Annotated in this window: 25 protein-coding genes; all 25 read left to right on the top strand. The window is 46.1% G+C overall.

The genetic code is table 11. The features are described from left to right. Positions 1-33: 33 nt before the first annotated feature. Positions 34-1,464, top strand: coding sequence for a chromosomal replication initiator protein DnaA (gene dnaA, locus AOC07_RS00005; RefSeq protein ID WP_251371675.1), 1,431 nt, complete (start codon positions 34-36; stop codon positions 1,462-1,464). 262 nt (positions 1,465-1,726) lie between these two features. Next, the gene (gene dnaN, locus AOC07_RS00010; protein ID WP_215293412.1) at positions 1,727-2,842 is read left to right on the top strand and encodes a DNA polymerase III subunit beta; all 1,116 of its coding nucleotides are present in this window, start codon (positions 1,727-1,729) and stop codon (positions 2,840-2,842) included. A gap of 11 nt (positions 2,843-2,853) precedes the next feature. Next, positions 2,854-5,352, top strand: a complete 2,499-nt coding sequence (gyrB, locus tag AOC07_RS00015) for a DNA topoisomerase (ATP-hydrolyzing) subunit B (protein ID WP_215357648.1) — start codon at positions 2,854-2,856, stop codon at positions 5,350-5,352. Positions 5,353-5,354: 2 nt separating this feature from the next. Continuing rightward, on the top strand, positions 5,355-5,849 hold the full coding sequence (locus AOC07_RS00020; RefSeq protein ID WP_215293414.1) for an SET domain-containing protein: 495 nt from the start codon (positions 5,355-5,357) through the stop codon (positions 5,847-5,849). A 14-nt stretch (positions 5,850-5,863) separates the two neighbouring features. Beyond that, positions 5,864-6,094, top strand: a complete 231-nt coding sequence (locus tag AOC07_RS00025; RefSeq protein ID WP_215357650.1) for a DUF3717 domain-containing protein — start codon at positions 5,864-5,866, stop codon at positions 6,092-6,094. An 88-nt stretch (positions 6,095-6,182) separates the two neighbouring features. After that, positions 6,183-6,950: an ABC transporter ATP-binding protein gene (locus tag AOC07_RS00030; protein ID WP_215357651.1), complete on the top strand. Its 768-nt coding sequence runs from the start codon at positions 6,183-6,185 to the stop codon at positions 6,948-6,950. Next, positions 6,947-7,651 carry an ABC transporter ATP-binding protein gene (locus AOC07_RS00035; RefSeq protein ID WP_215293417.1) on the top strand — a complete coding sequence of 235 codons (705 nt, stop codon included), beginning with the start codon at positions 6,947-6,949 and terminating at the stop codon, positions 7,649-7,651. The genes AOC07_RS00030 and AOC07_RS00035 overlap by 4 nt, the downstream gene beginning before the upstream one ends. A gap of 22 nt (positions 7,652-7,673) precedes the next feature. Then, on the top strand, positions 7,674-8,900 hold the full coding sequence (locus tag AOC07_RS00040) for an ABC transporter substrate-binding protein (RefSeq protein ID WP_215293418.1): 1,227 nt from the start codon (positions 7,674-7,676) through the stop codon (positions 8,898-8,900). Between the two features lie 14 nt (positions 8,901-8,914). Then, positions 8,915-9,835 (top strand): branched-chain amino acid ABC transporter permease, encoded by a 921-nt coding sequence (locus tag AOC07_RS00045; RefSeq protein WP_215357652.1) that lies wholly within the window; start codon positions 8,915-8,917, stop codon positions 9,833-9,835. Positions 9,836-9,837: 2 nt separating this feature from the next. After that, positions 9,838-10,767, top strand: a complete 930-nt coding sequence (locus AOC07_RS00050) for a branched-chain amino acid ABC transporter permease (protein ID WP_215357653.1) — start codon at positions 9,838-9,840, stop codon at positions 10,765-10,767. A 114-nt stretch (positions 10,768-10,881) separates the two neighbouring features. After that, the gene (locus AOC07_RS00055; protein ID WP_215357654.1) at positions 10,882-11,619 is read left to right on the top strand and encodes a TSUP family transporter; all 738 of its coding nucleotides are present in this window, start codon (positions 10,882-10,884) and stop codon (positions 11,617-11,619) included. A gap of 106 nt (positions 11,620-11,725) precedes the next feature. Continuing rightward, positions 11,726-13,645, top strand: coding sequence for a tRNA uridine-5-carboxymethylaminomethyl(34) synthesis enzyme MnmG (gene mnmG, locus AOC07_RS00060; RefSeq protein WP_215357655.1), 1,920 nt, complete (start codon positions 11,726-11,728; stop codon positions 13,643-13,645). Further along, a complete protein-coding gene (rsmG, locus tag AOC07_RS00065; RefSeq protein WP_215293423.1) occupies positions 13,642-14,310 on the top strand; it encodes a 16S rRNA (guanine(527)-N(7))-methyltransferase RsmG in 669 nt (222 codons plus the stop codon). The genes mnmG and rsmG overlap by 4 nt, the downstream gene beginning before the upstream one ends. A gap of 19 nt (positions 14,311-14,329) precedes the next feature. Further along, a complete protein-coding gene (locus AOC07_RS00070) occupies positions 14,330-15,100 on the top strand; it encodes a ParA family protein (protein ID WP_215357658.1) in 771 nt (256 codons plus the stop codon). A gap of 24 nt (positions 15,101-15,124) precedes the next feature. Beyond that, entirely contained in the window at positions 15,125-16,015 is an 891-nt protein-coding gene (locus AOC07_RS00075; protein WP_215357661.1) for a ParB/RepB/Spo0J family partition protein, read from the top strand. A gap of 69 nt (positions 16,016-16,084) precedes the next feature. Continuing rightward, the gene (locus tag AOC07_RS00080; protein ID WP_215357663.1) at positions 16,085-16,579 is read left to right on the top strand and encodes an ATP synthase subunit I; all 495 of its coding nucleotides are present in this window, start codon (positions 16,085-16,087) and stop codon (positions 16,577-16,579) included. A 40-nt stretch (positions 16,580-16,619) separates the two neighbouring features. Further along, positions 16,620-17,495: a F0F1 ATP synthase subunit A gene (gene atpB / locus AOC07_RS00085; protein WP_215357664.1), complete on the top strand. Its 876-nt coding sequence runs from the start codon at positions 16,620-16,622 to the stop codon at positions 17,493-17,495. A gap of 44 nt (positions 17,496-17,539) precedes the next feature. Beyond that, positions 17,540-17,806 carry a F0F1 ATP synthase subunit C gene (gene atpE, locus AOC07_RS00090; protein ID WP_011901869.1) on the top strand — a complete coding sequence of 89 codons (267 nt, stop codon included), beginning with the start codon at positions 17,540-17,542 and terminating at the stop codon, positions 17,804-17,806. A 63-nt stretch (positions 17,807-17,869) separates the two neighbouring features. Beyond that, a complete protein-coding gene (locus tag AOC07_RS00095) occupies positions 17,870-18,340 on the top strand; it encodes a F0F1 ATP synthase subunit B (protein ID WP_215357665.1) in 471 nt (156 codons plus the stop codon). A 1-nt stretch (position 18,341) separates the two neighbouring features. Next, a complete protein-coding gene (locus AOC07_RS00100) occupies positions 18,342-18,878 on the top strand; it encodes a F0F1 ATP synthase subunit delta (protein ID WP_215357666.1) in 537 nt (178 codons plus the stop codon). A gap of 45 nt (positions 18,879-18,923) precedes the next feature. Next, positions 18,924-20,465, top strand: coding sequence for a F0F1 ATP synthase subunit alpha (gene atpA, locus AOC07_RS00105; RefSeq protein ID WP_215293430.1), 1,542 nt, complete (start codon positions 18,924-18,926; stop codon positions 20,463-20,465). 17 nt (positions 20,466-20,482) lie between these two features. Next, complete coding sequence (gene atpG / locus AOC07_RS00110; RefSeq protein WP_215357667.1) at positions 20,483-21,352, top strand: F0F1 ATP synthase subunit gamma; 870 nt, start codon at positions 20,483-20,485, stop codon at positions 21,350-21,352. Between the two features lie 54 nt (positions 21,353-21,406). After that, positions 21,407-22,807 carry a F0F1 ATP synthase subunit beta gene (gene atpD / locus AOC07_RS00115; RefSeq protein WP_011901874.1) on the top strand — a complete coding sequence of 467 codons (1,401 nt, stop codon included), beginning with the start codon at positions 21,407-21,409 and terminating at the stop codon, positions 22,805-22,807. 21 nt (positions 22,808-22,828) lie between these two features. Next, on the top strand, positions 22,829-23,245 hold the full coding sequence (locus AOC07_RS00120) for a F0F1 ATP synthase subunit epsilon (protein ID WP_215357668.1): 417 nt from the start codon (positions 22,829-22,831) through the stop codon (positions 23,243-23,245). A 9-nt stretch (positions 23,246-23,254) separates the two neighbouring features. Then, positions 23,255-24,373: a uroporphyrinogen decarboxylase gene (hemE, locus tag AOC07_RS00125; protein WP_215358370.1), complete on the top strand. Its 1,119-nt coding sequence runs from the start codon at positions 23,255-23,257 to the stop codon at positions 24,371-24,373. Positions 24,374-24,390 lie beyond the last annotated feature (17 nt).

Here is a 24,390-nt window from a genome sequence, read left to right on the forward strand (position 1 = left end):
TTGTAGCATCGCTACAATGGACCCTCCAAAAATATGAGCAACCTACAAAATCCCCCCGCCTTGAATTCTATTAGCCCCCTGGGTTTTTGGGATGGTGCCGTTAGCGCCCTTTCCCGCGAGCTGTCGCCCCAGCAATTTAAAACCTGGATTCAACCCCTAACCCTCGTATCTTTTGACGAGAGTGCCCACTCACTAACTGTTGGCGCTCCAAATCGATTTAAGCTCGACTGGATTAAGAAAACGTTTGCAGATCGCTTTCAAGAGCTAGCGTCGCAGTACTTCGGGCTCCCCATAAATGTTAATTTTGTCCTCGATATCGAGGCTGGCGCACCCTTGGCTGCAACCCCAGCGCCCTTAAAGAGTATCGCCCCAGAGCCCCAGCAAACCAACGCGCCCGAGCCAGCGGCCACCTCCCTAGAGGAAAGTGCGTTTGAGCTTGAGGATCACTCAAAATTAAACCCCAACTTGACCTTTGAAACCTTTGTTACTGGTAAAGCAAATCAACTTGCTAGAGCGGCATCCATTCAGGTTGCATACAACCCCGGCAGTTCATATAACCCAATGTTTTTGTATGGAGGGGTAGGGCTTGGCAAAACCCACCTAATCCACGCGATCGGCAACCATCTTTTAAAAGAAAAGCCCAATGCTCGCATCCGCTATATACACGCGGAGCAGTATGTCTCCGATGTGGTGCGCGCATATCAACAAAAAGCTTTTGACCGATTTAAGCGCTATTACCACTCTCTAGACCTTTTACTGATAGACGATATTCAGTTTTTTAGTGGTAAGTCCAGGACACAAGAAGAGTTTTTTTATGCTTTTGAGGCCCTTTTAAGCAACAAAGCCCAGGTGATTATCACCAGCGACACGTACCCCAAGGAGATGGCAGGAATTGATGACCGCCTCATTTCGCGCTTTGACTCCGGCCTAACTGTGGCCATTGAGCCGCCGGAACTGGAAATGCGAGTCGCCATCTTAATGAAAAAGGCGATTAGCGAGGGGATACCAATGAGCGAGGATGTGGCCTTCTTTGTGGCCAAACACCTACGCTCGAACGTCCGCGAGCTTGAGGGTGCTCTAAGGAAGATTTTGGCTTTTGTTCGCTTTCATGGCCGCGAGGTAACGATTGAGGTCGCTAGGGTTGCACTTAAAGACCTTCTATCTATACAAAACCGCCAAATTTCAGTGGAAAACATTCAAAAGGCGGTTGCTGATTTTTATAGCATCAAAGTGGCTGATATGTACTCCAAGAAGCGGCCAGCGAACATTGCGCGACCGCGCCAAATTGCGATGTTCATGGCCAAAGAATTAACGCAAAAAAGTCTTCCTGAAATTGGGGAGCTTTTTGGTGGTAGAGACCACACAACCGTCTTACATGCGGTTCGCAAAATAGCAGATGAGCGAGCTCATGATGGCCAGTTAAACCATGAAATTCATGTTATTGAACAGACCCTAAAGGCTTAAACCCTGCCGTGGATAAGTGTGTGGACAACCCTAGGGATAAGTTTGGGGATTGGGTGTGGATAAATTGTGGAAAGACACAGCTTCATGCAAAAATAGGGTATTGAAAAAAAGCTATCCCCATTTTATGCAAGGCTTATACAGTAGTTTTCCACAGGTTTTTTGTCTTACAAGATGTTGATTTACAAAAGGTTTATGACTTACCCACAGAAATAAGCGCCCTTATTACTATTACTACTAAGATATATACAAGGATTTAAAAGCAATGCAACTCGTTAACACTTCTCGCGATAACTTACTAAAACCCCTTCAGGTTGTTAGTGGGATTGTTGAACGTAGGCACACACTGCCAATTTTGGCAAACCTCTTGTTTAAGAAAAATGGTGAAAAGGTTTCTTTCGTCTCGACAGACATTGAAATTCAAATTACGACTAATGCCAATTTTGGGGTTGGTTCGGAAGACGTAACAACCACGGTTGCTGCGAGAAAGCTACTAGATATCTTGCGCGCACTTCCGGAAGGCCCCGTCTCTTTAAACTTAAAAGATAACCGCATGGTTGTGCAAAGCGGTAAAAGTCGCTTCTCCTTACAAACCTTATCTGCGGCTGAGTTTCCTGTAATGCAAAGCGTTGGTGAGGTAACTGCTACATGGAAGATGTCACAAAAAAGTTTCCGTCAGTTAATAAGCCAAGTGCACTTTTCAATGGCTCAACAAGATATTCGTTATTACCTCAATGGAATGTTGTTGGTTGTCGAGGGTAAAGAGGTTGTGGCAGTTGCAACCGATGGGCATCGCCTCGCATATTCTCAGGTTGAATTGTCTGAGGTGCCATCAGGCTCTGGTCAAAGGCAAGAAATTATCATTCCCCGCAAAACCATTTTGGAGTGCCAGCACCTTTTGGAAGACTCTGATGAGTTGTTGGAAATTAGTCTAACAGCAAATCAGGTGAAATTTGCTTTTGGTGATATTGAGTTAATTTCTAAATTGGTCGAAGGAAAATTTCCCGACTTCCAAAGAGTTATTCCAAAAGGACACAAAAACACATTAGTTGTTGGTCGAGATGTTTTGCAGGCAGCTCTGCAACGCGCCGCTATTTTGACGACAGACAAATTTAAAGGTGTTCGTTTTTCTTTATCACCCAATCGCATTACGGTTCAATCTACTAATGCTGAGCAAGAAGAGGCTCAAGAAGAAATTGAGACTGAATACGGTGGCGACACCGTAGAAATTGGGTTTAATGTGAGCTATTTGTTAGATGTTTTATCCAACCTAAAGAACGAGAAAATCCAAATTAGTTTAGGTGATGCAAACAGTAGTGCTGTGATTACTCTGCCTGGCTCAGAGAGCTTTAAGTATGTTGTGATGCCAATGCGTATTTAACTTAGAAAAAAATGACTGAAGAAAAAAAAGTAGTAGAGCAGTACGGCGCTGCATCGATTCAAATCTTAGAGGGTCTCGAAGCTGTTCGTAAACGTCCTGGTATGTACATTGGAGACACCTCCGATGGAACGGGTTTACATCATTTGGTTTTTGAGGTTTTAGATAACTCTATTGACGAGGCTTTGGCTGGGTATTGCTCAGAAATTACAGTTGTTATTCAAACCGATAACTCCATATCAATTGTTGATAATGGGCGCGGTGTCCCAACGGGAATTAAGTATGACGACAAGCATGAGCCAAAAAGGAGTGCTGCTGAGATTGTAATGACTGAGTTGCATGCTGGCGGTAAGTTTGACCAAAATAGCTATAAAGTTTCTGGTGGTTTGCATGGGGTGGGGGTAAGTTGTGTGAACGCCCTATCAAAATGGCTGAAGTTAACCATTCGTCGTGACGGTAAAGCGCATTACATGGAGTTTGAGCGCGGCGTTATCAAGAATCGCAATATTCAAGAAGAGAATGGTGTTGCAGTTTCTCCAATTACTGTTACGGGGAATACAGAGCTTTCAGGAACTGAAGTTCACTTCTTAGCAGATGAAACCATTTTCGGAAATGTGGAGTTTCATTATGAAATTCTTGTAAAACGCATTCGCGAACTTTCATTTTTAAATAATGGCGTTCACATTAAATTAATTGATCAACGCACGGGACAAGAAGAAGACTTCGCATACTCTGGTGGCGTCAAAGGTTTTGTTGAATATATCAACCAAACTAAAAACGTTTTACATCCAAACATTTTTTATGCTGAAGGGGTTCGCCCGTCCGATTTGGGTGGGCAGATTACCGCAGAAGTTTCAATGCAGTGGAATGACAGCTTTAGTGAACAAGTGCTTTGTTTTACAAACAACATTCCTCAGCGTGATGGCGGAACGCATTTAACGGGTCTGCGCGCAGCAATGACGCGCGTCATCAATAAATACATTGATGAAAACGAGGTTGCAAAGAGAGCTAAGGTAGAAATTTCTGGAGACGATATGCGCGAAGGCTTAGCCTGCGTATTATCAGTAAAGGTCCCAGAGCCAAAATTCTCAAGCCAAACCAAAGACAAGCTGGTTTCTAGTGAGGTGCGCGGTCCGGTAGAAGAGATTGTTGCAGAGGCGCTTAGTGCGTATTTGCAAGAGCGCCCAGCAGATGCAAAAATTCTTTGTGGAAAAATTGTCGATGCTGCTCGAGCTCGCGAGGCTGCACGCAAAGCACGCGACATGACAAGGCGTAAGGGCGCGCTCGACGGTCTTGGGCTTCCTGGAAAGTTGGCGGATTGCCAAGAAAAAGACCCAGCAAAATCCGAACTATTTATTGTTGAGGGTGACTCTGCAGGAGGTTCTGCGAAGCAGGGGCGCGATCGCCGCTTCCAAGCAATTCTTCCTTTAAAAGGAAAAATTCTGAACGTAGAAAAAGCGCGCTTTGATAAAATGTTAGCCAGCCAGGAGGTGGTTACTTTAATTACCGTTCTTGGTACGGGTATTGGCATTGAGGAATATAAGGCCGACAAGTTGCGCTATCACCGCATCATCATCATGACTGATGCGGACGTCGATGGTAGCCATATTCGCACTTTGTTATTAACATTTTTCTACAGACAGATGCCAGAGCTTATTGAACGTGGGCACATTTACATCGCACAACCACCGCTTTATAAGGTGAAGTTTGGAAAAAGTGAGCAGTACATTAAAGATGACGCAGAGCTCAACCAGTTGTTGCTAAAGATTGCGCTAGAAACAGCCTCTCTACAAACGCCTGGGGGAGAAATTATTGAGGGCGCGGCGTTAAATGAGTTGGCCAAACACTATCAGGTAATTCAATCCATTGTTGATCGCTTATCTCGCACGATCGACGAAGACGCCTTGCGGGCAATAGCTTCTGGCACACAACTAAATCTCGATACTGAGAAGTCTGCCAATGAATCTGCTGAGCGTTTAAGAAAAGCCTTGGCTGAATCAACCAATCCATTGGCTTTAGCGCCAGAAATCATTATTCAAAAAGAGGATCGCACTGAGCGCTTTAGATTGTTGCTATCACGCCGCATCCATGGCAACCTCAAGCTGTCTTCAATTAACTCTGATTTTGTTCATGGCGACGACTATCAAAGCCTCGCAAATGCAGCAGCAGTTTTGTCTGGCAAAGTTTTGCCTGGCTCAAAAGTGCGCCGTGGCGATCCCGATAAAAATCAGAAAGAGCAAACGATTGGAGATTTTAGGGCTGCTTTCTCTTGGTTGTTGTCGGAGGCTGAGCGTGTATTGAGTCGTCAACGATACAAAGGCTTGGGCGAGATGAATCCATCGCAGCTTTGGGAAACCACAATGGACGCTAGCTCACGCACCCTGTTGCAGGTAAAGATTGAGGATGCTATTGCGGCCGACCAAGTATTCACAACATTAATGGGGGATGAGGTTGAGCCTCGCCGCGCATTTATTGAAAAAAATGCACTCATTGCTCGCAACCTAGACGTTTAAATATGAAATCAAAAAAAATAACACCCCCCAAGGTGGATCGATCCTCTATTGTTGTTAAATCTTCGCCTATTCACGGTAAAGGTGTTTTTGTACTTAAGCCAATTAAAAAAGGTCAAGCCATTATTGAGTACAAGGGAGAGCGCATTAGTTGGAAGTTGGCTATCAAGCGCCATCCACACGACAAGAAGGATCCAAACCATACGTTTTACTTTTCTTTAGATGATGGTCGCGTTATTGATGCAAAGTATGGTGGAAATGCCGCGCGTTGGATCAATCACTCATGCAAGCCAAGTTGCGAAACAAAAGAGGGTATTTATAACGGAGAGCCACGCGTTTTTATTTACGCAAAGCGTGCCTTGAAAGTTGGCGAGGAGTTGTTTTATGACTACTCTCTTGATGTTGATGGGCGGGTTACTAAACAAATGAAAAAAGACTACGAGTGTCGCTGCGGTGCTAAAAAGTGTCGCGGCACAATGTTGGCTATTCAAGAGAAGTAAGTCATCACAACTCCATGTTGTATATAAGTATTCAAGAGCTTGAGGCTGCAATTAATTATTGGCGCAGTCAATCTCCAGCAGAGGGCGAAGAGTTGCGTCTTTGCCCTGAGGCCTCCGCCCTTGCAAAACCCTACGCACTCATGATTGTTCAGGGCTCACAACGCGTGCCGGTTGACGTTCTAGATGAGTTGGCCCGAGTTGCAATCCAAAAGTTTATAAAAATCAAACAAAACCCTTGGGCATGAAGGACTATGGGTTTTAGGGTTATTGCTATATAAAGCCTAACTATCTTGAGTTATCCTCAATGTCTTGCCCCAGTGAGGGGTAGAGGGCATGAGATTGCAAGAAACAATATTAAAAACAATTGATCTTGGTAAATCCTTTAAAGGATTTACAGCGGTGAGTGCTGTAAACCTAGATGTGACTAGGGGCACCATTCACGCTTTAATTGGCCCAAATGGGGCTGGAAAAACAACCTGCTTTAACTTATTAACAAAATTCCTAGAGCCTAGTAGCGGCCAAATTTTATTTAATGGAATTGACATTACGCGCGAGGCCCCGGCGCAGATTGCACGACGCGGCATTATTCGCTCCTTTCAGATTTCCGCCGTTTTTCCACACTTGACCGTGCTTGAAAATGTTCGTGTTGCACTGCAGCGTGGATTGGGAACAGAATTCCATTTTTGGAAATCAAGCGATTCTTTAAACGTTCTGAATGAGCGCGCTTTAGAGCTTTTGCATGAAGTTGGTTTGGAGGGCTTTGCCAATGAAGAAACTTTAAATTTAGCCTATGGTCGTAAAAGAGCGCTGGAGATTGCCACCACCTTGGCTATGGAGCCAGAGTTGATGTTGTTGGATGAGCCAACACAGGGTATGGGGCACGAGGATGTCGAGCGTGTAACAGAGTTAATTGATCGCGTTGCCAAAGGTCGCACCATCCTCATGGTTGAGCACAACATGAAGGTGGTTTCTTCTATAGCCGATCGAATTACCGTATTACAGCGAGGTTCGGTTTTGGCTGAAGGTTCCTATCACGAGGTTTCAAACAACCCATTGGTGGTGGAGGCCTATATGGGCAACCACGGGGGCGATGCGATATGAGCACCACAGCCTTAGAGGTTAAAAACCTAGAGTCTTGGTATGGGGAATCACACATTCTGCATGGCGTGAATTTTGCTGTGCGTGATGGAGAGGTGGTTACGCTTCTTGGTAGAAATGGCGCAGGCCGCAGCACTATTCTTAAGACTATTTTGGGTTTAACTAGCAAAAGGTCTGGTTCTGTGGAGATTTATGGCACAGAGACCATCTACATGCCAACCTACAAAATTGCTCGTTTGGGCGTTGGTTTTTGTCCGGAAGAAAGGGGTATTTTTGCAAGCTTAAGCGCAGAAGAGAATCTTTTGTTGCTACCAGAAATTGCTTCGGGCGGAATGGGTTTGGATGAGATTTATGAAATGTTCCCAAATCTTTACGAAAGACGAAACAGCCCTGGAACAAGGCTGTCTGGTGGCGAACAACAAATGCTGGCAATGGCTCGTATTTTAAGAACGGGCGCCAAATTATTATTGCTTGATGAAATCACGGAGGGTTTGGCACCCGTGATTGTGCAGAAACTAGGCGAGGTTGTTACTAGTTTGCGCAACAAGGGATTCACGATTGTGTTGGTTGAGCAAAACTTTCGTTTCGCTGCCCCCTTGGCTGATCGTCATTATGTGGTTGAGCATGGAAACGTGGTTCAGGTTGTGCAGCAAAGCGAGCTTGCGGCAAAAGCAAGTTTATTGAATGAGTATCTTGGTGTTTAGTACTTATCTATAGGAGATAAAAATGAAGTTAAAGCAAATAACCGCATGCCTGGTTGCGGCAACCATGTTTGGTTCAAACCCAGTTTTTGCACAAAGCGGATCCAAAGTAAGTGGTGATGTTGTCAAGATTGGTGTATTGACCGACCTTTCTTCAACTTATTCTGATTTGGCCGGCCCAGGCGCAGTCATTGCAGCAAAAATGGCAATCGCCGATTTTTCTAAAGACGGCACAGTCATTGGTAAAAAGATTGAGTTGATTAGTGCCGACCACCAGAACAAAGCTGACATTGCCGCCAACAAGGCGCGCGAGTGGTACGACAAAGATGGTGTTGATGTGATTGTTGAGTTGGTTTCAACCAATGTTGCTTTGGCTGTAATGGAAGTGGCGGAGCAAAAGAACAAAATTACATTGGTGTCTGGAGCAGCCTCTTTGCCAATTACCAATGAAAAATGTACTGCCAATAACGTGCATTGGACCTATGACACTTATGCACTTTCAAATGGCACAGCCAAGGCGGTTGTAAAGCAGGGGAAAAAGAATTGGTACTTTCTTACTGCTGACTATGCTTTTGGCGCAGCCTTGGAGAAGGATTCAACCAACGTTGTTACGGCTAACGGCGGCAAGGTTTTGGGAACCAGCAAGCACCCGTTTCCGAACAGTGACTTTTCTTCGTACCTCTTAAAGGCTCAGGCTAGTGGTGCAGACGTTGTTGCTCTTGCGAACGCTGGTCAAGACACCATTAATAGCGTTAAACAAGCCTCCGAGTTTGGCATTAATAAAAAACAAACCGTTGTCCCTTTGTTAATGTTTATTTCTGACGTTCACTCTTTAGGCCTCAACTCTGCCCAGGGTATGTACCTCACAGAAGGCTTCTATTGGGATAAAGATGACAAAACTCGCGCCTTTTCTAAGCGCTTCATTTTGCAACATAAGCGTATGCCTACTAGCGTTCAGGCAGGCGTTTATTCCTCAGTTCTTGCTTACTTAAATGCGGTTCAGAAGGCGGGCACTGACGATACTCAGGCTGTGATGAAGGCGCTCAAGTCCACCAACATTGATGATGGCCTCTTTAAGGGCAAGATTCGTGCTGATGGTAAGTTTGAGCATGATATGTATTTGCTCGAAGTGAAAAAACCTTCTGAGTCTACAAGTCCATGGGATTACTACAACGTGCGTGCAGTGATTCCTGCTGCCGAGGCAACACAACCACTTTCATTGTCACGATGCAAGTTGCTTACTAACAAGTAATTCACCTCTTAAGCATGTTTGAACTTCTCGGAATTACCCCCCAAGGGCTGGTAGCCCAGCTCTTGGTGGGGCTTATTAATGGTTCGTTTTATGCCATATTGAGCTTGGGTTTGGCTATTATTTTTGGCCTTCTCAACATCATTAATTTTGCACATGGTGCTCAGTACACCATGGGTGCCTTTATTGCTTGGATTGGTTTGACGCAAATCAGTCAGTGGCTTGGTTTTCCTGAGCTGTCGATTAACTATTGGTTTGCTCTAATTGTTGTGCCCTTAGTCTTGGGGGGATTCGGTTTGATTCTGGAGCGCACTATGTTGCGCCGCTTGTATCACCTCGATCATTTATATGGTCTGCTACTGACCTTTGGCCTTGCTTTGATTATTGAGGGCATGTTTCGTCATTGGTATGGAATTTCTGGTGAGAGCTACCCGGCTCCAGAGCTCTTGCAAGGCGCCATTCCATTAGACGCTATTGGTATTATTTTGCCCAAGTACCGTGTTTGGGTAGTGTTTATTTCTTTGGTGGTTTGCTTCTCTACTTGGTATGTTATTGAGAGAACAAAGTTGGGCGCCTATTTGCGAGCTGGGACAGAAAATCCAAAATTACTCCAAGCGTTTGGCATTAACGTCCCCTTGATGATTTCTTTGGCTTACGCGTATGGCGTTGGGCTTGCGGGTTTTGCTGGTGTATTGGCCGCACCAATTTTTCAAGTAAACCCATTAATGGGTTCGAACCTCATCATCGTAGTTTTTGCAGTGGTGGTGATTGGTGGAATGGGTTCAATTATGGGCGCCATTTTGACTGGCCTAGGGCTGGGTTTGATTGAAGGCCTAACAAAAGTGTTCTACCCAGAGGCTTCTGGCGTTGTGATTTTTGTGATCATGGCAATTGTTCTGTTGATTCGCCCGGCGGGACTTTTTGGGCGAGAAAAATAATCATGAATCCAAAAACAAAACCTCTCTTTAGCATCTTATTTTTAATTGCTATGTTGTTGCCATTTCAGGACTTCATTTATTTAGTCTTTGCAATGAAGGTTTTGTGTTTCGCCCTCTTTGCTTGTGCCTTCAATCTATTACTTGGGTTTACCGGGCTACTCTCCTTTGGTCACGCAGCTTTTTTTGGAACCTCCGCCTATATCACGGCCTATCTTTGTAAGGAGGCTGGATTTTCTCCCGAGCTCGGAATCATTTTGGGCGTAATTGGCTCTGGCGCACTAGGATTAATGATTGGATCCCTGGCCATTCGTCGTCAGGGTATTTACTTTGCAATGGTCACATTGGCTCTCTCCCAAATGGTCTACTTTTTGGCGGTACAACTTCCTTACACTGGTGGCGAAGATGGTATTCAGGGTGTGCCGCGGGGAGTGTTGTTTGGTCTCATCGATTTAAAAGACGATGTTGCTATGTACTATTTTGTGTTGGCGATTTTCTTGTTCGGTTTTGCGCTCATCATGCGTGCTGTCAACTCCCCGTTTGGTCAGGTTTTGAAAGCTATTCGTGAGAATGAGCCGCGTGCCATTTCTTTGGGTTACGACGTCGATCGCTTTAAGTTAATGTCGTTTGTAATTTCAGCCGCTCTCTCTGGTTTGGCTGGTTCCATGAAGTCTTTAGTATTTCAACTGGCAACATTGACCGATGTTCATTGGCACATGTCTGGCGAAGTCGTGTTGATGACTTTGCTTGGTGGTATGGGAACCATTCTTGGCCCTGTGGTTGGCGCAGGCATTGTGGTGGGCCTACAAAACTACTTAGCAAATATTGGATCTTGGAGCACGATTGCAACCGGCTTTATTTTTGTGATTTGTGTTTTGGCATTCCGTCGCGGTGTAGTTGGGGAAATTACCGCGCAGTTTAAAAACAAAAACTGAGTTTTTGTTTTTCCTTTTATTATTTGGTTTTAGTGCGGCGAAGACGCCGCACTCATTTAATTAAAAGAGACGCTCATCGAATTTTCAATTTTGATTTGGCCATTGCTTTTGGCGATGGCTTTTTTTGCTGGACTGGTGGATGCAGTTGCTGGCGGCGGTGGGTTGATTCAGGTTCCAGCCTTATTTGCCGCTTACCCGGATGCTCCCCCCGCAACACTGCTATCAACCAATAAAGTTTCTGCTGTGGGCGGAACTTTAAATGCTGCACGCAGATACTTGCGCCATGTTTCTTTGCCTTGGGCAGTTGTGTTGCCTGCAATAGTGGCGGGGTTTATTGGATCTCTTTTGGGCGCCAATGCTGTGAGCACTTTTCCCGCAGAGCCTTTACGTAAAGCCCTCCCCTTTGTTCTCCTTTTTCTTCTAATCTATACCTGGTTTCAACCATCGCTTGGTGAAGAGCATGCGCCCAAGGGTGAAAATCGTTTTCAACAACTTAAGGCTGCGCTTCTTGGGCTAACGATTGGTTTTTATGATGGTTTCTTTGGGCCGGGCACTGGAAGCTTTTTACTTTTTGGGTTTGTCAGATTTTTTTCATTTGATTTTTTGCACGCCTCTGCCGCAACAAAACTGGTAAATGTGGCTACAAATTTGGCTGCCATTCTGATGTTGGCTAGTCTAGGCCAAATTAATTGGCCTCTGGGTATCGCCATGATGGTTGCCAATATTGCCGGAAGCCAGTTTGGCAGCCGATTGGCAATTCAGCATGGCAGTGCTTTTGTTAGAAAGGCTTTCCTGGTAATTGTGAGTTTGCTGATTCTGAAGTCTGCATGGAATGCTTATTTCTTGAATTAAATCAGTCACTTATAAAATACCACTTATTTTCCTAGATTTTTTCACCAGTTTTGTTTCACGTGAAACAAACAAAATGCTATGATCATCGCCCTATCTGAGGCAAATCATGCGTTATTCCAAGAGTTTCGATGTCATCGTAGTTGGCGGCGGTCATGCTGGGACTGAGGCCGCGCTTGCATCGGCTCGCATGGGGTGCGATACCCTATTAATTACCCATAGCATTGAAAATTTGGGCGCAATGAGCTGCAATCCTTCTATTGGCGGGATTGGTAAGGGGCACCTGGTTAAAGAAATCGACGCTATGGGCGGGGCTATGGCAGCCGCCACCGACGAGGCCGGCATCCAGTTCCGCATTCTGAATTCCAGTAAGGGCCCCGCCGTCCGTGCGACCCGAGCCCAGGGCGATCGTATTTTATATAAGGCTGCAATCCGCCGGCGTCTTGAAAACCAACCTAATTTAAGCCTGTTTCAGGCTGCTGTAGATGATCTTTTGGTAAATGGCGACGAGGTCCAGGGCGTTCTAACCCAAATGGGCCTGGAGTTTGTGGCTAAAAAGGTTGTTTTGACCGCTGGGACTTTTTTGGATGGAAAAATCCACGTCGGCTTAAATAATTTTGCTGGAGGTCGCGCTGGTGATCCAGCGGCAGTTTCTTTATCGGCTCGCCTGAAAGAATTAAAGCTTCCACAGGGAAGGCTGAAAACGGGCACCCCTCCTCGTATTGATGGGCGAACTATTGATTTTTCAGTCATGCTGGAGCAGCCGGGGGATCTTGATCCGGTGCCGGTATTTTCTTATTTGGGCCGTCCAGAGCAACACCCAAAGCAGGTCCCCTGTTGGATTTCTCATACAAATGAGAAGACCCACGACATTATTCGGACTGGCTTAGATCGCTCCCCGATGTATACGGGCGTTATTGAGGGGGTGGGTCCGCGCTACTGTCCCTCTATTGAGGACAAAATTCACCGTTTTGCCTCAAGGAATAGCCATCAGATCTTTTTGGAGCCAGAGGGCTTAACCACAAACGAGTTTTATCCTAATGGAATCTCAACCAGCTTACCTTTTGATATCCAGCGGGACTTGGTCCGCAGTATTCGCGGCCTAGAGTCTGCAGTCATTGTGCGCCCAGGCTATGCCATTGAATATGACTTCTTTGACCCACGCCAACTGCGCCATAGCCTAGAAACCAGGGCTATTGGCGGTCTGTACTTTGCCGGCCAGATTAACGGCACAACAGGTTACGAAGAGGCTGCAGCCCAAGGAATGCTTGCTGGTATTAATGCTGGTCTTGCCGCAAAAGGTAAGGAGCCTTGGCTGCCGAAGCGCAGCGAGTCCTATATCGGGGTTTTGGTCGACGATCTAATTACTCGCGGGGTTCAAGAGCCTTATCGGATGTTCACCAGCCGGGCCGAGTATCGCCTTAGCCTTCGTGAAGACAATGCAGATATGCGTTTAACGGGCATTGGTCGCGAGCTTGGCCTAGTGGACGACTATCGCTGGGAGGTGTTTTGTAGAAAACAAGAGGCTGTTTCACGTGAAACATCTCGTCTGCAAAACATTTGGGTTGGGCCAAAGCATGAGATCGCCCCGCTTGTTTCTGGAGTTTTGGGCCAAGATTTGTCCCACGAGTGCAATTTAACTGAGCTTTTGCGCCGCCCAGGAATTACTTATGATGCAATTACTAGTTTGGGCGATGGTTTATGGTCTCCGGGAATCTTGGATGCCGATATTGGGCTTGCCGCTCAAATTAGTGATCAGGTTGAGATTTCGGTGAAATACCAGGGCTATATTGATCGCCAGGCAGTTGAAATAGCCCGTCAGGAGCATAACGAGACCTTTCCTCTCCCGGAAAATCTCGACTATTCGAATGTATTGGGTTTGTCTAAAGAGGTTCAGCAAAAACTCAACTTGCATAAACCAGAAACATTGGGGCAGGCCGGCAGGATTTCTGGTGTAACCCCCGCCGCCCTTTCTTTACTTTTGGTTCATCTCAAAAAAGGTTTGGGCCGCACCCAAGAAATGACATGAGCGAGAGCTTGCTCGCTCTCGGAATTCAAGAGCTTGATTTAAATTTAAGCAAAGCGAACATAGCTGATTTAGAGCTTTTTTTGCAAGAAATGGGCCGCTGGAATCAGGTTCATAACTTGACTGCAATCGAGGGCGAAAAGGATTCTGTTAGATTGCACCTCATTGATTCTATTGCAGTTTTACCTATTTTAAGGCGGCTACTTAAGGGCCCCAACCCTAAAATTGCCGACCTGGGGTCTGGCGGCGGCTTGCCTGCCATCCCGATTGCTATTGTTGAGCCAGAATGGCGCTTATCCTTAATTGAAGCTGTGAGAAAGAAGACGGCCTTTTTGCAGCATGTGCGCGGAAAACTAAAGCTAAAAAATATAGAGGTGCTAAGTGAGCGCGTCGAAGATGTTGCGGTGCAGCAACCAGGTCAGTTTGATGCGGTTATTTCTAGGGCCTTTACGAATCTCTCACGCTTCTTAGATTTATCTTTGCCTTTTTTGAAGCCAGATGGCCTAGTGTTTGCAATGAAAGGCAAGCGGGCAGATGAAGAAATGCAAGATGTATGCATGAACGACTGGTGTTTGTTGGCAGACGAACCCTTACATATACCAAATCTATCTGTGGAAAGACGCCTTTTGGTCTTGAGCCCCATGAGAAAATCATCCCTCACTTCTTAAGCAAAGTCACAAAGTAGCTATGGCAAAAATATTCTGTATTGCAAATCAAAAAGGCGGCGTTGGAAAAACGACTACAGCTGTAAATTTAGCAGCGGGTTTGGCTGGGCTTAAGCAGCGCGTTCTACTGGTGGATTTAGATCCTCAGGGCAATGCAACCATGGGGTCTGGAATTGAAAAAGCAACTTTGAATAACAGTGTTTACCAAGTGTTAATTGGTTTGGCTGCTGTAAAAGATTGTGCGCAGCGTTGTGAAAGTTCAGGATATGACGTGTTGCCTGCGAATCGCGATTTGGCTGGCGCAGAAATTGAATTGGTGGATATCGATGCGCGCGAGTCTCGTTTGAAAGATGCCCTGGCTAAGGTGGCAAATGATTACGATTTTATTTTGATTGACTGCCCACCTGCATTGTCTTTATTAACGCTCAACGGATTGTGTGCAGCGAATGGCGTCATTGTTCCAATGCAGTGCGAATATTTTGCACTTGAAGGGTTATCTGATTTAGTAAATACCATCAAACAAGTACATGCCAATTTAAACCCCGATTTGGTGATTATTGGTTTGCTGCGAGTGATGTTTGATGCGCGCATGACCTTACAGCAACAAGTATCCGATCAGCTGCTTAAGCACTTTGGCGACAAAGTATTCAAGGCCATTATTCCGCGCAACGTGCGCCTTGCTGAAGCCCCATCTTATGGTCTTCCTGGGGTTGCCTTTGATAAATCATCGCGTGGAGCGAAAGCCTATTTAGAGTTTGGTGCCGAGATGATTGAGCGCATCAAACAAATGTAATTTTTTGGAAGACTAAAAGAGATCATGGTTGCAATCAAGAAAAAAGGTTTAGGTAGAGGTTTAGAGGCGCTATTGGGCGAGAAAACTCAGGAGGCAAATGCAACTACAGAAATTAATCGTTTGCCATTGAACGCATTGCAAGCTGGCAAATATCAACCGCGTCAAAAAATGGAGACAGGCGCCTTACAAGAGTTGGCTGAGAGTATTCGTGAGCAGGGTGTGATGCAGCCGCTATTAGTAAGACTTGTGGCCCCTGGTAAATACGAAATTATTGCTGGTGAACGCCGATTTCGCGCGGCCACAATTGCTGGCTTAAAAGAAGTTCCAGTACTGGTCTCTGACGCTGATGATCAGGCAGCGGCGGCAATGGCTTTGGTTGAGAACATGCAGCGTGAGGACTTAAATCCCCTGGAGGAGTCTCAAGGCTTGGCTCGACTGATTGAAGAGTTTGGCTTTACCCACGAGCAGGCCGCAAAAGCTGTAGGAAAGTCCCGCAGCGCAATTACCAATTTGTTGCGCTTAGCCCAGTTGGCAAAGCCAGTGCAAGCAATGCTTTTAGCTGGCGATATTGATATGGGCCACGCCCGCGCCCTATTGCCATTGCCTGGGGCTAGCCAAGTAGCTTTGGCCCAAAGAATTTCTGCGCAAGGCCTATCTGTTCGTGAGGCAGAAAAAATGTCAGCAGCCCTAGCAATTGCCGGCGGCCAGATTGGAGACAAAAAGTCCAAAACCAAGGCAGACTCTTCTGTTCCAAGTCGCGATCCTGATACGCGTCGTCTTTCACAAGAAATTGCTGATTTAATTGGTTTAAATGTCGAATTTAAGTTCAAAGGCAAAGGTGGCGAGATCCGAATCGGATTTAGCCAATTTGATGAACTTGATTCCTTATTAAAAAAGTTGGGTATCGAATCCTAAAATTGCCAGAAAAATGTGCCCAAACCCTTTGACATATTGCACTGCACACACTAAACTTTCGGGGCTAAATTGATTCCTCAAAAAAATCAATTTTCTAAGGCAAATGATTGGGACGAGCCCTCCGAAGAGGTGTATCGGGTTTACAGCAAAGAAGAAATGGTTGCGCTGCAGCAAAGCAATGCAACCAAGAGCCCGGCCATATCGCCTTGGAAAATAGTTTTGGCTCAAGTGTTGATTACAGCGGTCAGCATGGCGTTTTGGGCAATTTTTGGGGAGCCGGTACGGGTAAGCCTTTATACTCAGTCGGCCTTTTTAGGTGGTTTAATTAGCGTCTTGCCTACAGCACTGTTTTTGTTAAGACTGGAGTTGGCAAAAAAATCGCAAAGATTGAATCCAGGAAGATTTTTGGCGGCACTTGTGTCGGGTGAATTTTTAAAAATTGTCCTGACCTTGGTGTTGTTTGTGGGGACTGCTTACTTTGTCCCTGGCGTGCTCTGGGTCCCTTTATTGGCGACTTACCTGCTTGCTTTGAAGTGCGTATGGCTAGCGTGGTTGTGGCGCTAAGTAGTGACAATTGAGATTGAAACAAAGGACTAGTTAAGAGATGTCTAGCGAAGTACACCAGACCCACGAGGCAGCAGAGCAAATGACGCCAACGGCGTACATATCTGAGCATTTACAAAATCTCACCAGCACTGGTGAGCATCAAGCCTCCATTATTGATTTCAGCGTTATTAACTTAGATACGATTTTTTGGGCCTCTTTGATGGGCTTGTTAGCGGTATTTATTTTGTTAATCGCAGCTCGCCGTGCAACCCCAGGAGTTCCTGGCCGCTTCCAGTGTTTTGTGGAAATGATTGTTGAGATGGTGGATACGCAGGCCAAGAGCATTGTTCATGGCAACCGCACTTTTATTGCGCCTCTCGCACTATTTGTATTTTTCTGGATCATTCTCTTAAATACGCTCGACTTAATTCCAGTCGACTGGGTATTGGGCGTAAATCATTTCATCGAAGGTTTCGGTGTTCATGTGCCGCATCACAGATTGGTTCCGACAACGGATTTAAATGCCACCATGGGCATGTCACTTTCAGTATTGCTTTTGGTATTCTTCTATAGCTTCAAGGTAAAAGGTGTTGGTGGCTTCCTGCACGAGCTCATTTCTGCCCCATTTGGTGCGAAGTGGTACTTGGCACCCTTTAACCTTGCATTGAACATCATTGAATATTTAGCAAAAGGCGTGTCTTTAGGGATGCGACTTTTCGGAAACATGTACGCTGGTGAGCTGGTCTTTTTGTTGATCGCATTGCTTGGTAGCGTATGGACATTTAATTTAGATTTATCCCTGTTCGGCTTGGTGGGCCATGTTATTGCTGGATCAGCTTGGGCCATCTTCCACATTTTGGTTATTTTGTTGCAGGCCTTTATTTTCATGATGTTGACTTTGGTTTACATCGGGCAGGCTCATAGTCATCACTAAGATTTTATTTTTAACTTACCTCTTTAACTTCAGGAGTCAGCAACATGCAAGCATTTCTCGCAACTATTCAAGGTTCAACAGCTATTTGTATCGGCATCATCATCGGCCTCGGCGCGATCGGCGCTTGTTTGGGTATCGCATTGATGGGTGGAAAATACATCGAAGCTTGTGCACGTCAACCAGAATTGATGGAGCCACTCCAAACTAAGATGTTCCTTTTGGCTGGTTTGATCGACGCGGCTTTCTTGATCGGCGTTGGTGTGGCAATGTTGTTTGCTTTCGCAAACCCACTGCTCGCAGTTATTAAGTAATTGTTTTGGCGTGGATGACCACATGGTCATCCAAATGTTCTCAACAATACTGAAAGGAATATCGTGAATCTGAACGCGACCCTATTCGCGCAAATGATCGTTTTCTTCGTCTTATGGTGGGTTGTTGCACGCTTTGTGTGGCCGCCGCTAGTTAAGGCGTTAGATGAGCGTTCAAGCAAAATTGCTGATGGTTTGGCTGCTGCCGAGCGCGGTAAAGAAGCGCTCGCATTGGCAAGTAATGAAGCAGAGCAAGAATTAACAAAAGCACGTCAAGAAGGTGTGCAGCGTGTTGCCGAAGCCGAAAAGCGCGCACAAATGTCAGCAGAAGAAATCCGCACTAATGCACAGGCTGAAGCTGCTCGTATCATTTCTCAAGCCAAGCAAGATGCAGACCAACAAGTTACTCGCGCTCGCGAAGTTTTGCGCGCTGAAGTGGCGGTTCTCGCCGTTAAGGGTGCTGAGCAAATTTTGCGTCGTGAAGTTGATGCAAAAGCACATGGCCAATTACTTGATCAACTAAAGGCAGAACTTTGATATGGCTGATTTAGCCACTATTGCACGCCCTTACGCTGAGGCGCTTTTTCAAAGCGCAAAGTCAGCTGAGCTTGCGGGTTGTTTAGAGCAATTAAGCGAATTGGCACAGCTTGCTGCTTTGCCAGAGGTTGCTGCATTGTCAAACAATCCAAAGGTTTCTGCCGATGACCTGAGCAAACTGCTTTCCGGCATGGTGAAGACTAAGCTCGATCCTAAGGTTGCTAGCTTTTTGAATCTTGTGAATCAAAACCACCGCTTGGCTGCTGTTCCTGAAATTGCACATCAATTTGAGGCAATGAAGGACAAGAGCGAAGGTGCAGCAGAAGTAATGATTACCAGCGCGTTCCCTTTAGAGGGTTCTGCGCTAAATGATTTGTTGTCAAGTTTGAAGAAGCGCTTTGGGGGTAAAGAATTGCGCCCAACTATTCAAGTTGATCCAGCATTGATTGGCGGTGTTCGCATTCAAGTTGGCGATGAAGTGATGGATAGTTCTGTGAAGGCACAGTTAGCTCAAATGCAAGCAAGTCTTGGCGCATAAGTTATCCCTATTAAGAACATACGAAATAAGACCCAGGAGTAAGTAATGCAACTCAACCCTTCCGAGATCAGCGAACTGATCAAAAGCCGAATTAGCGAAATGGGCGTTGACTCCCAAGTTCGCAACGAAGGCACTGTAATTTCAGTGACCGACGGTATTTGCCGCGTACATGGCTTGTCAGGTGTTATGCAGGGCGAAATGTTGGAATTTCCTAACAACACTATCGGCCTCGCATTAAACCTTGAGCGTGATTCTGTTGGTGCCGTAGTGTTGGGTGAATACACCCACATTAAAGAAGGCGACCCAGTGAAATGTACGGGCCGCATTTTGGAAGTTCCAGTTGGCCCAGAGTTGCTTGGTCGTGTCGTAAATGCACTAGGTCAACCAATTGATGGCAAGGGCCCAATCAATACCAAGTTAACTGACTTTATTGAAAAAGTTGCTCCAGGCGTTATCGCACGTCAATCCGTTAGCCAGCCAGTACAAACGGGTTTGAAGGCGATTGACGCGATGGTTCCAATTGGCCGTGGTCAGCGTGAGTTGATCATTGGCGACCGCCAAACTGGTAAGACAGCTGTTGCGGTTGACGCGATCATTAACCAAAAAGGCAAAGGCGTTTATTGCGTTTACGTGGCGATTGGTCAAAAAGCTTCTACTATTGCTAACGTGGTTCGCAAGCTCACAGAATTGGGCGCGATGGAGTACACCGTTGTTGTTGCAGCGAGTGCTTCTGAGTCTGCGGCGATGCAGTACCTCTCTGCTTATGCAGGTTGCACCATGGGCGAATACTTCCGTGATCGCGGCGAAGACGCTTTGATTGTTTATGACGACTTAACTAAGCAAGCAGTTGCTTATCGTCAAATCTCCTTGTTGCTCCGTCGCCCACCAGGCCGCGAAGCTTATCCTGGCGACGTGTTCTACCTCCACTCACGCTTACTCGAGCGCGCTGCTCGTGTAAATGCTGAGTACGTTGAGAAGTTCACTAATGGTGCAGTAAAAGGCAAGACTGGTTCTTTGACTGCATTGCCAATTATTGAAACTCAAGCTGGTGACGTTTCTGCATTCGTTCCAACCAACGTGATTTCGATTACTGACGGTCAGATCTTCTTGGAAACTGACTTGTTCAACGCTGGTGTACGTCCTGCGATTAACGCCGGTATTTCTGTTTCCCGTGTTGGTGGTGCTGCACAAACTAAAGTGATTAAGAAGTTGTCTGGCGGTATTCGTACTGACTTAGCGCAGTATCGTGAATTGGCAGCGTTTGCTCAGTTCGCTTCTGACCTTGACGAAGCAACCCGCAAGCAGCTTGAGCGCGGACGCCGCGTTACCGAATTATGTAAGCAAGCGCAATACAAGCCACTCCAAGTTTGGGAAATGGCTGCTTCACTCTACGCTGTCAATAACGGCTTCTTCGATGACATCGATGTCAAGAACGTATTGGCATTCGAAAAAGGTCTGCAAGATCATTTGAAATCTAAGTACGCCGACTTGGTTGGACGTATTGAAGAAACAAAAGATCTCAGCAAAGATGACGAAGTTGCTTTGCGCGCTGCCATTGAGGATTACAAGCGTTCCGCCTCTTTCTAAGAGGGCTCGCATAAATCATGGCAAGTACAAAAGAGATACGATCTAAGATCAAGAGCGTGCAAAATACGCGCAAGATCACGAAAGCGATGGAAATGGTCGCCGCATCGAAGATGCGTCGAGCCCAGGAGCGCATGCGTAATGCGCGCCCCTATGCTGAAAAAATTCGTGAGATTGTTGCTAATCTTTCTAAAGCCAATCCTGAGTTCCGCCCTGCTTATATGGCAACTCGTGATGTCAAGAAGGCTGGCACGATTTTGGTTACAACAGACAAAGGCTTGTGCGGCGGTTTAAATACCAACGTTTTGCGTTTGATTGCCAACCAAGTACGCGATTTACAAGAAAAAAATGTAGAGATTGTGTACACCGCAATTGGTTCAAAAGGCCTGCAGTTTTTGAATCGCTCAAAAGCAAAACTAATTTCTCAGACGATTCAAATTGGTGATACGCCGCATTTGGATGTCTTGATTGGTGCTATTACTGCTCAGTTAGAAGCGTTTGAGCGTGGCGAGATTGATGCTGTGTATTTGGCATACACCCGCTTTGTAAATGCGATGAAACAAGAGCCTGTCTTAGAGAAGCTCTTGCCTTTGGAGCCAGCAGCTTTAACCCCAGAGGAAAAATCAGGCCCATCTTGGGACTACATTTACGAACCTGATGCTGAATCCATCTTGAATGGCTTACTAAAGCGTTACGTTGAAGCAATGATTTATCAGGCGGTTGCTGAAAACATGGCTTCTGAGCAGTCTGCTCGCATGGTCTCAATGAAGGCCGCGTCAGATAACGCGAAGAATGTGATCGGTGAATTGCAATTGGATTACAACAAAACACGACAAGCTGCTATTACCAAAGAGTTGTCAGAAATTGTTGGCGGAGCGGCTGCGGTTTAAGCGGTCAGCATTTAGGAATACGAAAGAATTCAGGAATTAAAAGCGGAGAAAGCGATGAGTAACGGAAATATCGTGCAATGTATCGGTCCAGTGGTGGACATTCAGTTCCCACGCGACAAAATGCCAAACATTTATGATGCGTTGACATTAGTTGAAAGCGGCGAAAAATCATTTGCTGAAAAAGGTTTGACCTTTGAAGTTCAGCAACAAATCGGTGACGGCGTAGTTCGCGCGATTGCTATGGGCGCCAGCGATGGTTTGCGTCGTGGCATGGAAGTGAAATCTACAGGTAAGCCAATTTCTGTTCCGGTTGGTCCGGCAACTTTGGGTCGCATCATGGACGTATTGGGTCGCCCAATTGATGACGCAGGTCCGATCGCTACTGAAGAGCGTCGCGCTATTCACCAGCCAGCACCGAAGTTTGATGAACTTTCACCTTCTGTTGACTTGCTCGAAACGGGCATTAAGGTTATTGACTTGGTTTGCCCGTTCGCTAAAGGCGGTAAGGTTGGCTTGTTCGGTGGTGCGGGTGTTGGTAAGACCGTGAACATGATGGAATTGATTAACAACATCGCTAAGCAACACTCTGGTTTATCAGTGTTTGCCGGTGTTGGTGAGCGTACTCGTGAAGGTAATGACTTCTATCACGAGATGAAAGAATCTAACGTTATCGACAAAGTGGCGATGGTGTTTGGTCAGATGAACGAGCCTCCTGGCAACCGTTTGCGCGTTGCTTTGACTGGCTTGACAATGGCTGAAGCATTCCGCGACGAAGGCCGTGATATTTTGTTCTTCGTTGACAACATTTACCGCTACACATTGGCCGGTACTGAAGTTTCTGCGCTGCTTGGTCGTATGCCTTCTGCTGTGGGTTACCAGCCTACATTGGCTGAAGAGATGGGTAAATTGCAAGAGCGTATTACTTCTACCAAGACTGGTTCTGTTACTTCTATTCAGGCCGTTTACGTTCCTGCGGATGACTTGACTGATCCGTCGCCAGCAACAACCTTCTTGCACTTAGACTCCACTGTTGTGTTGTCACGTGACATTGCTGCATTGGGTATCTACCCAGCAGTTGACCCACTCGACTCTACTAGCCGTCAGCTTGACCCACAAGTGGTTGGTCAAGAGCACTATGAAGTGGCTCGTGATGTACAGATGACATTGCAACGTTACAAAGAGTTGCGCGACATTATTGCGATTTTGGGTATGGACGAATTGTCACCAGAAGACAAATTGGCTGTATCACGCGCTCGTAAGATTCAACGTTTCTTGTCCCAGCCTTTCCACGTTGCTGAAGTGTTTACTGGTTCACCAGGCAAATACGTTCCACTGAAAGAAACCATCCGTGGTTTCAAAATGATCTGCAGCGGTGAGTTGGATCACTTGCCTGAGCAAGCGTTCTACATGGTGGGTTCAATTGATGAAGCCATTGAGAAGGCGAAGAAGCTTTAATCGAACTCATCTAGGGAAATCATGTCAACCATACGCGTCGATGTAGTAAGTGCTGAGCAGTCTATTTTTAGCGGGGAAGCTAATTTTGTTGCGCTTCCTGGCGAAAGTGGTGAGCTTGGCATTTTGCGCGGCCACACTCCTTTGATTACACGTATTCGTCCAGGCTCAGTTCGTATTGAAAAAGCTGATGGTGACGAAGAGTTTGTTTTCGTAGCGGGTGGCTATTTAGAGGTCCAGCCAGACCACGTTACCGTATTAGCAGACACTGCTATTCGCGGTCATGATCTTGATGAAGCAAAAGCTACTGAAGCCAAGAAACGCGCAGAAGAAGCAATGCAAAATCGTGGCAGCGACTTCGATTTAGCTTTGGCTCAATCCGAGTTTGCCATGGCAGCTGCCCAACTCGCTGCCATCGCCCGTTTCCGACGTAAAAAGTAATTACCGGTCATCTCCTTGTTGTTAAACGATCGGTTTTTAAAGGCCTGCCTGGGCGAAGCGGTTGATCAAACACCGCTTTGGCTCATGCGACAAGCCGGCCGATACCTCCCTGAATACAACGCTACGCGCGCGAAAGCAGGAAGTTTTCTGGGGCTTGCAAAAAATCCCGCATATGCTACGGAAGTAACACTTCAGCCCTTAGATCGCTATCCATTGGATGCGGCAATTTTGTTCTCCGATATTTTGACGATTCCCGATGCAATGGGATTGGGCCTCAAATTTACTACTGGCGAAGGCCCCAGCTTTGACAATCCTTTGCGCACTGAAGAGGCTGTCAAAAAATTGCGCGTTGCGGATATGGGTGAATTGCAATATGTGTTTGATGCTGTTTCAGAAATCCGCAAGGCACTTATTCAGGACGGCAAGCAACGCGTGCCCTTGATCGGTTTTTCTGGAAGCCCGTGGACCTTGGCCTGCTACATGATTGATGGTTCTAGTTCTGACGATTTTCGTCATGCTAAAACCATGATGTTTAGCCGCCCTGATTTGTTACAACATATTCTCGATATTAATGCTCAATCAGTCGCTACATACTTAACTGAGCAAGTAAAAGCGGGTGCACAAGCGTTGATGATTTTTGATACCTGGGGCGGTATGTTGCCAGACGGCTGGTATCAAAAAATGTCTTTGGCTTCCATGCAAAAAGTCATTGCTCTATTGCCACGTGAACACGAGGGCAGAAAAATTCCAGTGATTATGTTTACCAAAGGCGGTGCAATTTGGTTAAACGATATGGCACAGGTTGGCGCCGATGTTATTGCAATTGATTGGACGATATCGCTCAGTCGTGCTCGTAAACAACTGCTTGCACTAAACAAGCCTTTGGCAATACAAGGCAATTTAGATCCGCTTATTCTGTTCTCGGGGCCTAAACAGATTGCTGAGCAGGCTAACTTACTTTTAGAAGATTTAGCCAGCGCCCCAGCCCTTAAGATGGGCCTTCACCCTCTTGACGGGCATATTTTCAATTTGGGCCACGGAATCTCCCAATTTACCCCCCCGGAAAGCGTTACCGCGCTGACAGAAACAGTGATACAACGGTCAAGGGCTCTCAGATCCAAGCATTAATCCTGAGTGGCTGCTAA

This window comes from Polynucleobacter sp. UB-Raua-W9, from assembly GCF_018687435.1.
Classification (GTDB): Bacteria; Pseudomonadota; Gammaproteobacteria; order Burkholderiales; family Burkholderiaceae; genus Polynucleobacter.

Coding starts and splice junctions, on each gene's coding strand:
- dnaA (WP_251371675.1), top strand. CDS start 34: ATGAGCAACCTACAAAATCCCCCCGCCTTGAATTCTATTAGCCCCCTG.
- dnaN (WP_215293412.1), top strand. CDS start 1,727: ATGCAACTCGTTAACACTTCTCGCGATAACTTACTAAAACCCCTTCAG.
- gyrB (WP_215357648.1), top strand. CDS start 2,854: ATGACTGAAGAAAAAAAAGTAGTAGAGCAGTACGGCGCTGCATCGATT.
- AOC07_RS00020 (WP_215293414.1), top strand. CDS start 5,355: ATGAAATCAAAAAAAATAACACCCCCCAAGGTGGATCGATCCTCTATT.
- AOC07_RS00025 (WP_215357650.1), top strand. CDS start 5,864: ATGTTGTATATAAGTATTCAAGAGCTTGAGGCTGCAATTAATTATTGG.
- AOC07_RS00030 (WP_215357651.1), top strand. CDS start 6,183: ATGAGATTGCAAGAAACAATATTAAAAACAATTGATCTTGGTAAATCC.
- AOC07_RS00035 (WP_215293417.1), top strand. CDS start 6,947: ATGAGCACCACAGCCTTAGAGGTTAAAAACCTAGAGTCTTGGTATGGG.
- AOC07_RS00040 (WP_215293418.1), top strand. CDS start 7,674: ATGAAGTTAAAGCAAATAACCGCATGCCTGGTTGCGGCAACCATGTTT.
- AOC07_RS00045 (WP_215357652.1), top strand. CDS start 8,915: ATGTTTGAACTTCTCGGAATTACCCCCCAAGGGCTGGTAGCCCAGCTC.
- AOC07_RS00050 (WP_215357653.1), top strand. CDS start 9,838: ATGAATCCAAAAACAAAACCTCTCTTTAGCATCTTATTTTTAATTGCT.
- AOC07_RS00055 (WP_215357654.1), top strand. CDS start 10,882: ATGGCTTTTTTTGCTGGACTGGTGGATGCAGTTGCTGGCGGCGGTGGG.
- mnmG (WP_215357655.1), top strand. CDS start 11,726: ATGCGTTATTCCAAGAGTTTCGATGTCATCGTAGTTGGCGGCGGTCAT.
- rsmG (WP_215293423.1), top strand. CDS start 13,642: ATGAGCGAGAGCTTGCTCGCTCTCGGAATTCAAGAGCTTGATTTAAAT.
- AOC07_RS00070 (WP_215357658.1), top strand. CDS start 14,330: ATGGCAAAAATATTCTGTATTGCAAATCAAAAAGGCGGCGTTGGAAAA.
- AOC07_RS00075 (WP_215357661.1), top strand. CDS start 15,125: ATGGTTGCAATCAAGAAAAAAGGTTTAGGTAGAGGTTTAGAGGCGCTA.
- atpB (WP_215357664.1), top strand. CDS start 16,620: ATGTCTAGCGAAGTACACCAGACCCACGAGGCAGCAGAGCAAATGACG.
- atpE (WP_011901869.1), top strand. CDS start 17,540: ATGCAAGCATTTCTCGCAACTATTCAAGGTTCAACAGCTATTTGTATC.
- AOC07_RS00100 (WP_215357666.1), top strand. CDS start 18,342: ATGGCTGATTTAGCCACTATTGCACGCCCTTACGCTGAGGCGCTTTTT.
- atpA (WP_215293430.1), top strand. CDS start 18,924: ATGCAACTCAACCCTTCCGAGATCAGCGAACTGATCAAAAGCCGAATT.
- atpG (WP_215357667.1), top strand. CDS start 20,483: ATGGCAAGTACAAAAGAGATACGATCTAAGATCAAGAGCGTGCAAAAT.
- atpD (WP_011901874.1), top strand. CDS start 21,407: ATGAGTAACGGAAATATCGTGCAATGTATCGGTCCAGTGGTGGACATT.
- AOC07_RS00120 (WP_215357668.1), top strand. CDS start 22,829: ATGTCAACCATACGCGTCGATGTAGTAAGTGCTGAGCAGTCTATTTTT.